Below are 13,535 nucleotides of genomic sequence, written 5' to 3'. Positions count from 1 at the left end.
GTAAGAGAGGAAGTGAGGGGCAAATTGAAAAACCTCACACGCTTTTTGACATTCCTCATCATTTTTGCCGCCATCAACTCTGAAGGATCCTGGGCTGATTCAATTTTTAAAAAGGATGTTTTAAACACTGCTGCTGCTCAGGAGATGCCTCTATCAGCAACTGAACCTTCTGATTCCTCAGTTGCAAAAACTTTGAAAGTGGTTGGCTTAAGTGATGATTACCCTATAATGTTTATCAATCGCAACGGCTTGCCCGACGGGTTAGCCGTTGATTTGCTGCGCTTATTTTCTGAAGCCGCCGGCTATGAATTGTTACTCGATCTGGTAACCTATGATCAATTGGAGGCTATGTTTGACCGTGATTATGATATTTATTACAGCAGCGGTCGAGTAAAAGCACCTGACTTTGCAAGATCAACCACACCATTTTATATAAGAAATTACAAACTATTTGTGGATCAAAATTTGATGGATTCGAAGAATGTTCAGGATTTGTTCCACGAGGATTCAGGCAGACTCAGTATCGGCTATAGAAGCAGCGATACTTTGGCCGGGTATCTGAGCAATATGGCGACGAAAAATGCACTGATTGCGCTGCCAAATCATGATGCTGCACTGGATGGGCTATTGGCAGATCAATTTGATGCCGTCCTTCTGCCGTCGGATTTGGGCACTTTTCTTTTTAACGAAAGACAGTTATCTCAGTTTCAACCGTTAGAAACAACTCTGTTTCTCGAAGAGAATAGTTTTATCGTCAATCCCAATCATATACTTCTACAATTTGAATTGAATAATTTCCTTCAAAACCAAAAGAAGTCTGGTGAGTTACAGGCTAACATTGAAAAATGGATCTCCCTGCCAGCAACTCGCTCAGAAGAACAAGATGTACTCTCACTGTTCAACTATTTCTTTCTCATTTCCGCAGCTGCGACTTTCGCGTTTTCCTATAGAAGCTACCATCTCGAACGGAATGTAGAAAAACAAGCGGCAGAACTCAACCAGCTCAATCACGCGAACGAAGAACTCTGGACAGCGCTGATCGACGAGGAGCGCTACAAGAACGAATATTACATCAGCTTGTCACACGAGCTTCGCACTCCCATAAGCCTCATACTGAACGCGGTGAACGCAGTGGAACGGAGTGCTTTGGTTAAATCCCGAGACTTACCGGATGACAAGTTTGTCAAATATACAAGTATCGCTAAAAACAACAGCATGAGATTGCTTCGTGTCATCAACAATCTTATCGACGCCAATCAACTGGAAAATAAGGATTATACGCTCGATCTCAAACGGGTTGATCTGGTTTTCGAACTCAGCGAACTCATTAAATGGGTTAACGACGTCTTGGATCCAATAGAACTGGAGATTCAACTCGACACGCAGTTTAAAACACTGGAAGCGACTATTGACCCCTATGAGCTGGATCGAATCTTATTGAATCTGATCTCTAATTCAATAAAGTTCAATACAGATAAACCAAAAATTCTACTGGCTTTAAACTGCGAGGATGAGGCTATTGTTCTTGATTACAGTGACAATAGCATTGGAATACCCAAAGCTTCAGTGCAAAATGCCTTCCTTAAGTATCACCAGTTGAATTCTGAGTTTGCTAAAAAGTCCGAAGGCGCCGGATTTGGTCTCTACCTTTCAAAGCAGTTGATAGAGCTCCACCGTGGGACATTGAGCCCAATCTACGCCGCACAACAGACCGGTATGCACTACCGCCTTCAAATCCCGCTTAAATTAACTGAGGATCACCACAAACTCTCCAGTGGAAAGAGCCTTTTTTATGATCGCGGCCGTTTGGTCAGGCTCGAACTTTCTGAGATTAAAACCTTCAATAAATAACCTAAAAATGAGCTGCTGCAAACCGGAAATCAGGTTTACAGCAGCTCATTTGTTTTAAGCACAGTTCACGTTAAATCACCATATGATTGTAAATATGCGCTTCTTTATATTTGTCAATCTCAATAACCTGGCCTTTGCGCACCATTCTGGCCGGAATGCCCACCGCGGTGGAGAAAGACTCCACATTGTGCAGCACGACTGAATTGGCTCCAATTTTACTTCCGGAAGATACGGTAATTGGGCCCAATATTTTTGCGCCTGAGCCAATAACAACATCATCTCCAATAGTCGGGTGCCTCTTCCCCTTGTCTTTTCCCGTTCCACCCAGCGTTACACCCTGGTACAAGGTGACATAGTTCCCTATCTCAGTGGTTTCACCAATAACGACACCCATGCCATGATCAATAAAAAGGCCTTTGCCGATGGTCGCTCCCGGATGAATTTCAATACCGGTAATAAATCTGGCAAACTGAGAGATAAACCTCGCCGAAAAAAATCTTTTATGCCGGAACAGCCAATTGGCAATTCGATATAATCCAACTGCATGGACACTCGGATAAAGAAAAATGACTTCCAAGTAGGATCGCGCAGCCGGATCCCGATCCCTTACCGTATCCAGATAGGACTTAATTTTTCTAAACATGTCTCATCACCCCTGAAATACATTCATAGATAGGTATTTGTCACCACTGTCCGGCGCAACAGTCAGAACTTTAGCGTCCGGTCCAAGTTCTGCCGCAATTTTAATCGCAGCGGCTACGTTTGCCGCAGCTGAGATTCCTAAAAACAGACCTTCTTCTCTAGCGAGTCGATTGGCAAACTCAAAAGCTTCCTCATCTTCAATGGTCATGATTTGATCGACGACGTTTTGATTATATAAATCAGTTACAAATCCGGCGCCAATGCCTTGAATTTTGTGAGGACCCGGCTGACCGCCACTGATAACAGGGGATTTCGCAGGTTCTACACCCACAATTCTGGTACCGGGGCGATCCTCTTTTAAGCGTCTTCCTACACCACTGATGGTCCCACTGGTTCCGACGCCTGCTACAAACACATCCAGCCGCTCAAAATCATCCATTATTTCCTGGGCGGTAGTGTTATAGTGCATTTCAGCATTGGCAGGATTTGAAAATTGGCCAGGTATAAAAACCATCTTGTCTTCTTCTCTCAATGAGACCGCTTTTTCGATAGCGCCTTTCATCCCTTTGGAGCCCTCTGTAAGAACAATCTCTGCGCCATAGGCTTTCATTATTATTCTTCTTTCAATACTCATGGTCTCCGGCATGATAATGACGACTCGGTATCCTTTCAGCGCACCAATCATTGCGATGGCAATTCCGGTGTTGCCGCTGGTTGGTTCGACAATAGTCATGCCTGGCTTTAGTGCACCCTTAGCTTCTGCGTCTTCGATCATTCCGAGGGCGGCCCTGTCTTTTATACTCCCACCCGGATTCTTGCCTTCCAGCTTCACGTAAACCTGTGCGCCATTTCCGGCAGTCAGTGTATTTAATTTGACAACTGGGGTATGACCAATCATATCCAACAACGAATTATAAATCATTTATAAAACTCCTCTCGTTTTAAAAATACAAAAAACTCCGCCTTATGCACGTTATGCATAGAGGCGGAGTTAACTCCACGGTTCCACTCTAATTGGTTCTCTGGGACACCAGAACATGTCCGATCTCAGTAACGGGAGAACCCGACGCAGCCTACTGGGCTTCGGTGCGTAACTCAGAAGGGCACTTCGCACTGACTGTCATGAGGGATTCCCACCAGCACCCTCTCTCTGAAAAGACCTGTCAATACTACTTTCCTTCGTCATTGTATTTCCGACTGATTTAATATGAATTCTGCTTAATCTGTATTTTAAAGCCTTAAGATCAAAAAGTCAAAGCTTTTTTTCGAATTAATGAAATTTCTCATTCCGTTAGTTGGTTAATAGCGATTCAGTCTGTTCGTCAGCAAATCCAAAAACCTTTCATGGTCAAGTTCGATACAAACCTCAGCATTAGGCTTTTTGCCCCACCTGTCATCGAAATCACAAACTGTCTGGCCGTCACAATAACGGCTTTCCGTCTCGATTCCAACATAGCGGTTAACGCATCTGACGAGTGAGGGATCGACTGCGACTGCGACAGCGAGTGGATCGTGCATCAGGCAGGCTTCAAAACCCTTGATGGCAGCAAACCTTTGACGATATTCCATAGTCACCTGATCAACAAAACGCTTCACCGCTTCTGATGCCTTTAATGAATCAATATCCGATTTTCTTAGCAGCGCTTTTCGAGTCACATCCAGCCCAACCATGGTCAATGGAGCCCCGCTGTGGAAGACAAGATCAGCTGCCTCAGGATCAATGGCTATATTGAATTCAGCCACAGGAGATTCATTCCCTCGGCTATCCGCTGCGCCACCCATAACAATTATCTCCTTGAGATACAGCGCCAAGTTTCGTTCCTGCATAAGAAGGACGCCAAGATTGGTCTCCGGACCGGTCATGATCAAAGTTATTTCTCCCGGATACCTTTCAATTTGAGCTTTGATAAAATCGCCTGCCGATAGGCTCTGAGCCTCTCCCGGCTCAAGATCACTCAACTGTCCAGCCAGGCCGCAGTCTCCATGGACTTCTTTTGCATACCTTATTGACCTCCAAAGCGGCTTTACCGCGCCTTTATAGACTGGAATGTCTTCCCGGCCTATCAGCTTCAACACTCTTAAAGTGTTTTTAGTCGCGGACTCAAGGTCTATGTTTCCCGAAACTGTAGTAATCCCAAGGACCTCCAGTTCAGGAGAAGCCAAAGCCAGCATGATGGCAATAGCGTCGTCTATCCCCGTATCCACATCCAGAATAACTTTTTTCTTCCTGATAAAGCCTGCCATTGTCATAGTCTCAACCACCCTTATAACGTAGAAGAAGGTGCAGGAAGGCAGTTGAACCAACCACCTTAGACACCTTCTTATCTCACTTTTCCTAGCTTAATGTGATGTGTTATTTTTTAAGCAGGTCTCTGATCTCCTCGAGCAGCACTTCTTGACGAGGCGGTTCAGGCGGTGCTGCTGGTGCTTCTTCTTGCTTCTTTCTCATACGGTTGAGCAGCTTGATCATCATAAAAATTGCGAAGGCAATAATGACAAAATCAACTACGGACTGAATAAATGCGCCATAACGAATTGCTGCTTCCTCAACCCCTTCTGATGCCGGTGTAATGACATACTTTAGGTTTGTAAAGCTGACGCCGCCCAAGATCATGCCAATCAGCGGCATAATCAAATCATTGACCAGTGAGGTGACAATCTTTCCAAATGCACCGCCAATAACGACCGCAACTGCAAGATCAACAACATTTCCTCTTAATACGAAAGCTTTAAATTCTTTAAGCATGGGTCTCCTCCTTTAGTCACAATGTTACCTCTGGAGTCATTATACCCATAAATATCCTAATTAACCTTTTGGGATTAATACATTGAGCTTCTTTTCCAATATTTTGATTTCAATGGGCAGACGACCGCCCTCTTCACCGTCTATGTCAATTTTCATAAGATCCACGGAGCTGGCTTTAAAATGCTTGATTGGATAGTAATCTATGGTTTCTCCGGCAAATTTTTGTGTACTGAGATAAGTCATGACAATTTTCACCGCTTGTTTGAAGGTGGATTTTTTCATTATCATTAAATATAAATTGCCATCATCCAGTTCAATGGGCCGAGCATAATTTCTAAATCCACCCACTGAGTTTGAATTCGTCACAGTAAATAAGGTGATATCCCTTTCAATGACCTCGCCATTGATCTCCAAATGAACCCTGTGAGATTCATTCAAATATTTCAAACTGTCTTTAATGCCGTAACCCAAATAAGCCAACCTGCCGAAAAATTTTTTTAGCGGTCTTGGCACAGCGTATCCCACATCCGTGAACGCCCCCACAGCGACAACATTGATGAAATATAGCCCATTACAAATCCCGACGTCAATTTTTTTTGTAATACCTCGCTCCAAAACTTCGATAAACTGATCTATCTTGTCGTTCATACCCAGCACTGAAGCAAAATCGTTAACGGTTCCAAATGGCAGCACACTTAATACTGCCTCAGATCCACTCTGCATGATCCCGTTGGCACAACTGTGCACCGTGCCGTCTCCACCACAGGCAATGATAAGCTCCGCGCCTGCTTGACACGCTTTTATGACCTCTTCTTCAATATCAAGATCTCCCGCGACATCTATGGTGATTATTTCTGAGGCTGTCTTAAGATATTCAATCAGAGGTTCCAGCTTCCAGGATGGCTTCAACATGCCTGAATAGGAGTTGTACACCAATGCGATTTTTTCAAAGTTCATATAGTTGGCCTACCCCGCTTAGTCTTATTGGGTGCTCTGCCTGAGTCCAGATGTACTCCGGCTGTGTATCGTCATTATATCACGTCGTTGACAAATGTCCCAGCACAAGAAACATTACAAATTGGTCAATAAGGAAGTAAATACCGGTCATTCAATATACGATTCCCTCTGCAATTGGTTCCGGCTCCAGGACTACTGGTTTTTGTGCCACCAAACTTTGTTGAAATTTTCACATATATTTCACATCAATGAAACCGAGAAATAATATACTTAAATTTATACCTCTGCAATTCCGACTATTAAGCAGGTACTTGCAACGTTTATAGCTAAGTAAAAACTTTTTGTCACAAAATTTCTACAATTATAAAAGTTTGATATATTCATAATCGATAAAATGAGATAAAATCAAATCAGCGAAAAAAGAAAGTCAGGAGGCTGCTTCATGGCTAAAAACATTTTAACTGAAGACAATTTTCAGAAACTGCATACTGTCATTGAGCATTACAGGCATATCCAAGGACCTTTAATGCCAATACTGAATGAAGCCCAAGTCATTTTTGGCGCGATCCCCTATGAAGTACAAAAAGTTATTTCGGATGAACTGAACATTCCACTCGCTGAAATTTATGGTGTGGTCACGTTTTATTCGCAATTTACGCTGGAACCAAAAGGAGATTATCTCATTGCCGTCTGTTTGGGCACTGCCTGCTATGTCAAAGGTGCACAAAAACTCCTTGACCAAATTGTGACACGACTCGGTGTCAAAGTTGGTGAAACCTCACCGGATGGCCGTTATTCCGTCGAAGCGACTCGTTGTATTGGCGCCTGCGGGCTCGCACCAGTTCTCACCGTCAACAATGCAGTTTACGGCCGACTTATTGAAGGTGATATCCAGGGTATTCTCGAGAAGTATAGTAAAACATCAGAGGAGGTTTCCGCTTGAAGTCTTTAGCTGAACTTGAAAAAGTGCAACAGGATGTGTATCGACGGATCAATCTTCGTACCTTAAAAGGCAACTATACGGTTTCAGTCGCCATGGATGACTGTGGCATGGCAGCGGGGGCACGTCAGGTGCTTCTGACCATTCTGGACGAGATCGACCAGCAAGGGCTGGAAAATATAAGAGTGGTTCAAACCGGTTGTCTTGGCGACTGCAGTCTCGAACCTGTGGTTGAGATCTTTCAGGAAGGCCATCCAAAAACCACTTATGTTCAAATGACTGAAGAAAAGGCTAGACAAATCGTTAAATCACATTTGATGCAGCATCAGGTTGTCGAGGCGTTCACCATCGGCAGCAAAGAAAAGTAAAACCATGACAGGAGGCTTATGCCAATGAGTTTGTTCAGATCGCACGTCCTCATCTGCGGCGGTACAGGATGTACGTCCTCAAGCTCCGATAAGATTGAGGAGCGTTTTAAGGAACTGGTCGCAGAGCAAGGCCTGGATCAGGAAGTAATGGTGGTAAGAACAGGCTGTTTCGGACTTTGTGAAGAAGGTCCAATCTGTATCGTACACCCTGAGGGTTCCTTCTATTCAAGAGTAAAGATTGAAGATGTCGATACTATTGTTTCTGAGCACCTGATGAAAGGTCGAATCGTCACATCACTGCTTTATCGCGACAAACTGGCACCACCGGAACAGCAGCTCGCCACTTCTTTCAGTGAAGTGACCTTCTATAAAATGCAGCACAGGGTCGCGCTGAAAAACTGCGGTGTCATCAATCCTGAAATCATTGAAGAATACATAGCTTATGACGGTTATAAAGCCTTGGGAAAGGTTTTGACCGAAATGCAGCCCGCAGACGTCTTGGATGCAGTTAAAAAGTCAGGCCTAAGAGGCCGTGGCGGCGGCGGCTTCCCTACAGGGATTAAGTGGGAATTCGCAGCCAAAACAGAAGGCCCAATTAAATATATTGGCTGCAACGCAGATGAAGGCGACCCTGGTGCCTTTATGGACCGTTCCATACTGGAGGGCGACCCTCACTGTCTGATAGAGGCTATGGCTATTGCAGGTTATGCAACCGGCGCTGAAAAGGGCTACGTCTATATTCGCGCGGAGTATCCAATTGCCGTCAAACGCTTGAAAATTGCAATTGAGCAGGCAAAGGAGCATGGATTGCTTGGCCAGAACATTTTCGGTACAGACTTCTCGTTTGACATGGAAATCCGCCTCGGCGCGGGTGCTTTTGTCTGCGGTGAAGAAACAGCACTGATCGCCTCTATCGAGGGCGAACGCGGCATGCCTCGGCCTAAACCACCATTCCCTGCGCATAAGGGCATCTTCGGAAAACCAACGGTCATCAACAACGTCGAGACTTTTGCCAATGTCCCTCAGATCATCCTCAATGGACCGGAATGGTATGCCAGCATGGGCACCGAGAAATCCAAAGGAACGAAAGTCTTCGCCCTCGGCGGAAAAATCAACAATTCAGGATTGATTGAGATTGAAATGGGCACAAAGCTTCGCCACGTCATCGAAGATATAGGCGGTGGCATTCCAAAGGGCAAGAAGTTCAAAGCAGTTCAGACCGGCGGACCTTCCGGCGGCTGTATCACTGCTGACCACCTGGATATACCAATCGACTATGACAACTTGATCTCCCTTGGATCCATGATGGGCTCCGGCGGCATGATTGTCATGGACGAGGATAACTGCATGGTGGACATCGCCCGCTTCTTCCTGGACTTTACCGTGGATGAATCCTGCGGCAAGTGCGTCCCTTGCCGGGAAGGTACCCGACGTATGCTGGAAATTCTCGACCGGATCACTGAAGGCAAAGGCGAAATGGAAGATATTGAAAAACTAGAGCGTCTTGCCAAAAATATCAAGGCCTCTTCCCTTTGCGGACTTGGACAGACTGCACCTAATCCGGTACTTTCAACCCTGCGTTACTTCAGAACGGAATACGAGGCTCACATTGTGGGCAAAACCTGTCCAGCCGGCGTCTGCCAGGCACTGTTGACTTATGTCATTACGGATGCCTGCAAAGGATGTACCCTCTGTAAGAAGGTATGTCCTGTCAGCTGTATCACCGGAGAAGTCAAAGGTCTGCACCACATTGATCCGGATGCGTGCATCAAATGCGGCGCCTGCATGAGCAAGTGTCCGTTCAACGCGATTATCAAAAAATAACGCGGGTGCTTTTTAAAGTCTGCCCGCTCGAATTTAGATCGTAAGGAGGACGAATACATGGCTCAGGTGACCCTGAACGGGAATACCATACATGTAGATTTGCCAAAGACCATTTTACAGGTGGCTGAAGAAGCCGGCCTGTTTGTACCTACTTTTTGCAATGACAAGCGCCTTGTGCCAAACGGTGCATGCAGGATGTGCGTCGTCGAGGTTGAAGGCGCCAGAAGTCTGGTGGCTTCCTGTACGACACCGGCTGCTGATGGTATGGTCATCAATACAGAAACCCCTGCTGTCATTGACGCAAGAAAATCTGTCCTGGAACTGATCTGGGCAAACCACCCCAACGACTGTGTCGTCTGTGACAAAGCCGGTCAGTGTAAGCTTCAGGATTATACTTATCGTTATGAGATTGATATCGAAGCGTTCAAAGGTGCAAAACGCGTCAGCGACGTAGATCAAACGAATAAATTTTTCTATAACGACCAAAACAAATGCATTTTATGCGGAAAATGCGTCCGTGTTTGTGACGAACTTCAAAACACGAGTGCGATTGGCTTCAGCGAACGCGGCTTCCATACGCACATCACCCATCCTTTTGAAGCCGGTATGGACAAATCCGTCTGCGTCTCTTGCGGAAACTGTGTTTCTGCTTGTCCTGTCGGTGCCTTGATGCCAAAGAGCAAGGAGCGCTTTAGAAACTGGGAGACAAAAAAAGTCCAGACGACTTGTTCTTACTGCGGCGTTGGCTGCCAGATGAATCTAGTCATTAAGGACAACAAGGTCGTTGATGTCGAACCGGTCAATGATCACTCCAACATGGGACTGCTCTGTGTTAAAGGCAAGTTTGGCTACAGCTTTATTGACCACCCAGATCGTTTAAAAAAGCCAATGCTTAAAAAGCATGGCGTCCTGACTGAAGTGGAGTGGGATGAAGCACTTGATTTTGTCGCAGGCAAAATCAAACAAACCCGTGACGTCTACGGTGCGGATACCCTGGCAGGCCTGGTATCTGCAAGATGTACCAACGAAGAAAACTACCTGATGCAAAAATTGTTCCGCGCTGGTGTCGGCACCAACAATCTCGACCACTGCGCCCGCCTCTGACATGCTTCTACAGTCGCAGGTCTTGCGACTACCCTCGGAAGCGGCGCTATGACCAACAGCATCCCGGAAATCCCTAAGATTGATCTCGCGTTTGTCACAGGATCAAACACAACAGAAAATCATCCGGTTATCGGCGCTCAAATTCTTCAAGCTGTTAAAAATGGTGCAAAATTAATTGTCGCTGATCCAAGACGCATAGAGCTCGCCAGACATGCGGACGTCTTCCTTCAATTAAAACCGGGCACCAACGTCGCCCTTCTGAATGGCATGATGAATGTTATTTACAACGAAGGACTCTATGATTCCGAGTTTATCGAAGAGCGGACCACTGGCCTTTCCGATCTGATCGACGTCATACAAGCTTACACCCCTGAAAAAGCATCTGAAATTTGCGGCGTGGATGCAGATCTGATCCGTAAAGCAGCAAGAATGTATGCCCATGCGAATCGCGCCTCCATCTTCTACGCCATGGGGATTACTCAGCACAGTACAGGAACTGGACATGTCATGACGGTCTCCAACCTTGCCATGATGTGCGGCAACCTAGGCAAAGCACACAGCGGCGTCAACCCTCTCCGCGGCCAAAATAACGTTCAGGGCGCTTGCGACATGGGGGGCCTCCCGGATGAGTTCCCTGGCTACCAAAAGGTTACTAACCCTGAAGTCATTCAGAAATTTGAATCTCTCTGGGGCGCAAAGCTCTCCTACAAGCGCGGTATGCCGCTCACAAAAATGATGCAGGCCGCCCACAGTGGTGAAATCAAACTGATGTACATCATGGGTGAAAACCCTATGGTTTCTGACCCGGATACCAACCACATCCGCGAAAGCCTCGAACACCTGGACTGCCTCATAGTTCAGGATATCTTCCCAACCGAGACAACTGCTCTTGCAGACGTCGTGCTGCCGGTGGCCTGCTTTGCAGAAAAAGATGGTACTTTTACGAACACAGAGCGCCGGGTCCAGCGCGTCAGAAAAGCAGTCCAGGCGCCTGGCGAAGCGAAAGCGGACTGGGAAATCTTTGTCGAAATCATGAAGCGTCTTGGTATGGATGCGCCTTATGAAAAACCTGAAGATGTCATGAAAGAAATCTCCAAGGCGACACAGCTTTATGGCGGCATCACTTATGACCGCATTGAGCACAAGGGTTTACAATGGCCATGTCCAACATCTGATCATCCCGGTACCCAGTACCTCCACAAAGAGAAGTTCTCCCGCGGAAAGGGACTTTTTGTACCGGTACATCATGTCGATTCTGCAGAACTTCAGGATGAGGCTTATCCATTTATTCTGACGACCGGCCGAATCTTATACCACTATCACACCAGAACTATGACAAAACGTGTGGAAGGTCTGCATGCCATTGCCTCAGAAGGCTTCATTGAGGTTTCTCCAAACACAGCCCTCAAGCTTGGGATTGAGGATGGAGAACTCGTCAAGGTCGCATCCCGAAGGGGTGAACTCGAGGTTAAAGCCAAGGTAACAGACACCATCCAAGATCAAGTGGTCTTTATGCCTTTCCATTTCGCAGAAACAGCCGCGAACATCCTGACTAACGCTTCAGCGCTGGATGAAATCTCAAACATGCCTGAACTAAAAGTTTGCGCAGTCAGCGTTGAGAAAATCCAAACCGTCTAATTCAACTTAACGAGGTGAAATCTTTGAAACGTTTCGGAACGGCTGTCTTACTTGCGGGTGGACAAAGCTCCCGCATGGGATTTGACAAACAGACGCTCTGTGTGGGTGATACTCGCCTGACAGATCTGATTTTCAGGCAGCTGACCGAAGTCTTTGACGACATAGTCGTGGTAACAGGGCGGCCTGAGCTTTATGCAGGCCGCCCTGTCCGCGTTGTATCGGACACTTTGTCCGGTGTAGGTCCCCTGGCGGGTATTCACGCCGGTCTCCTGGCGTCCAGGAGTGACTATATCTATCTTATAGCATGTGACATGCCCTCTTTTTCTCCGGCATTTGCGCGTCATATGATGACTTGTCTCAAGGATGAAAGCGCCTGTGTCACTCGATTTGGAGACTGGATTGAACCTTTTCACGGTTTCTATCACCTCTCTTTACTTTCAGGAATAGAAACCTTTGTCGCCTCAGGACAAAGAAATATATTTAAGTTTTTGGAGCACTATGAAGTCTGCTATATTGAAGAGTCGAAAACCCGAGAGTACACGCCGGATTGGAGTCTTTTCGACAACCTGAATACGCCCGAACAGCTTGAAAAGCTGTCTGAACAATACTTTCCAAAGGAGCGGTTAAAATTGAAAAAAACGACGCCTATGCTGCGCTTTGAGGAAGGTCACTGGGAGGCCTACCAGGATGAAGTGGTCAGCGAATACACCCTTCACTTACATGTTAACGGGGTTTCGTGGGCTAAATTGCTCTGCAGTCCCGCATCACTGAAAGAGTTGGTAGTCGGATTTCTTTACAGCGAACGTCTGATCGATGGCCCTGAGGATCTTTCTGAACTCATACTGGATCCTGAAAATGCCGAGGCTTTTGTCGTCATTCCGGATCGCGACTCTGTCAAAGGCACACGCACCATCGCCACCAGTGGCGCAAGACTTTTTCAGGGACAGCCGCCAGTATCTAGGATAGATCCTGACGCCCTTGGTCCGGAGGTGATTGAACCGGAATTTATTTTAAGCACTATGCGCGCTTTTACTACAAGTTCCGAAGTCTTTATGTCCACTGGTGGTGTCCACGCCTGCAGTTTAGCCTCAGCTTCAGTCCGATTGTCTTTTTTTGATGACATAGGCAGACACAACGCGCTGGACAAAGTGGTGGGTAAAGCGCTGCTCGAAGGGGTCTCCTTAAAAGATAAATTGATCTTCTTCAGCGGCAGAATTTCTTCTGAAATTATTGGAAAGTGTGCCAATGCTGGCATCTCTGCTGTCATTTCTCGATCTGCTCCAACCTATGGGGCTATTCAGGCTGCTAAGGAACGCGGCATGACAGTTGTGGGCTTTACCAGAGGAAATCGATTTAATGTCTATAACGGTGCGCACCGAATAAAAAGTGCCCCCGATCTTCCAAAAGACGCGCCTTAATAAACGCTGAAAAAATGGCCGGCTCGGTGCAGAATTGTCATTGCATC

The 13,535-nt window shown here is 46.3% G+C and carries 11 protein-coding genes and 1 other annotated feature; of the genes, 6 read left to right on the top strand and 5 right to left on the bottom strand.

All coding sequences use genetic code 11. The annotated features are described in order from the left end of the window. Nucleotides 1-24: 24 nt before the first annotated feature. The gene (locus tag AC4PHM_RS02945; RefSeq protein WP_492019401.1) at nt 25-1,851 is read left to right on the top strand and encodes an ATP-binding protein; all 1,827 of its coding nucleotides are present in this window, start codon (nt 25-27) and stop codon (nt 1,849-1,851) included. 70 nt (nt 1,852-1,921) lie between these two features. Here the strand turns inward: AC4PHM_RS02945 and epsC are convergent, their stop codons facing one another. From epsC to AC4PHM_RS02920, 5 genes are all read right to left on the bottom strand, one after another. Next, complete coding sequence (epsC, locus tag AC4PHM_RS02940; protein WP_291401211.1) at nt 1,922-2,494, bottom strand: serine O-acetyltransferase EpsC; 573 nt, start codon at nt 2,492-2,494, stop codon at nt 1,922-1,924. A 6-nt stretch (nt 2,495-2,500) separates the two neighbouring features. Next, nucleotides 2,501-3,415 (bottom strand): cysteine synthase A, encoded by a 915-nt coding sequence (cysK, locus tag AC4PHM_RS02935; RefSeq protein WP_492019400.1) that lies wholly within the window; start codon nt 3,413-3,415, stop codon nt 2,501-2,503. A 56-nt stretch (nt 3,416-3,471) separates the two neighbouring features. Next, nucleotides 3,472-3,688, bottom strand: a binding site (T-box leader). A gap of 104 nt (nt 3,689-3,792) precedes the next feature. Then, on the bottom strand, nt 3,793-4,743 hold the full coding sequence (locus AC4PHM_RS02930; protein ID WP_492019399.1) for a nucleoside hydrolase: 951 nt from the start codon (nt 4,741-4,743) through the stop codon (nt 3,793-3,795). Between the two features lie 103 nt (nt 4,744-4,846). Next, nucleotides 4,847-5,239 (bottom strand): large-conductance mechanosensitive channel protein MscL, encoded by a 393-nt coding sequence (gene mscL, locus AC4PHM_RS02925; RefSeq protein ID WP_492019398.1) that lies wholly within the window; start codon nt 5,237-5,239, stop codon nt 4,847-4,849. Between the two features lie 60 nt (nt 5,240-5,299). Then, on the bottom strand, nt 5,300-6,196 hold the full coding sequence (locus AC4PHM_RS02920; RefSeq protein ID WP_492019397.1) for a diacylglycerol/lipid kinase family protein: 897 nt from the start codon (nt 6,194-6,196) through the stop codon (nt 5,300-5,302). Between the two features lie 442 nt (nt 6,197-6,638). Between AC4PHM_RS02920 and AC4PHM_RS02915 the strand changes: the two genes are divergently transcribed. From AC4PHM_RS02915 to fdhD, 5 genes are read left to right on the top strand one after another with little or no spacing between them, the layout of a single operon-like run. Further along, entirely contained in the window at nt 6,639-7,139 is a 501-nt protein-coding gene (locus tag AC4PHM_RS02915) for an NADH-quinone oxidoreductase subunit NuoE family protein (RefSeq protein ID WP_492019396.1), read from the top strand. Continuing rightward, entirely contained in the window at nt 7,136-7,504 is a 369-nt protein-coding gene (locus tag AC4PHM_RS02910) for a (2Fe-2S) ferredoxin domain-containing protein (RefSeq protein ID WP_492019395.1), read from the top strand. Before AC4PHM_RS02915 ends, AC4PHM_RS02910 begins: the two co-directional genes overlap by 4 nt. 24 nt (nt 7,505-7,528) lie before the next feature. Beyond that, nucleotides 7,529-9,328: an NADH-quinone oxidoreductase subunit NuoF gene (nuoF, locus tag AC4PHM_RS02905; protein WP_492019394.1), complete on the top strand. Its 1,800-nt coding sequence runs from the start codon at nt 7,529-7,531 to the stop codon at nt 9,326-9,328. A gap of 57 nt (nt 9,329-9,385) precedes the next feature. After that, nucleotides 9,386-12,070, top strand: coding sequence for a formate dehydrogenase subunit alpha (fdhF, locus tag AC4PHM_RS02900; protein WP_492020448.1), 2,685 nt, complete (start codon nt 9,386-9,388; stop codon nt 12,068-12,070). A gap of 23 nt (nt 12,071-12,093) precedes the next feature. Further along, nucleotides 12,094-13,488 carry a formate dehydrogenase accessory sulfurtransferase FdhD gene (gene fdhD / locus AC4PHM_RS02895; protein WP_492019393.1) on the top strand — a complete coding sequence of 465 codons (1,395 nt, stop codon included), beginning with the start codon at nt 12,094-12,096 and terminating at the stop codon, nt 13,486-13,488. Nucleotides 13,489-13,535: the final 47 nt, after the last annotated feature.

The sequence above is a fragment of the Acidaminobacter sp. QWL-03 genome, assembly GCF_058683855.1.
Note: the sequence above shows the minus strand (reverse complement) of the source record. Positions and strands in the feature narration are given on the sequence as shown.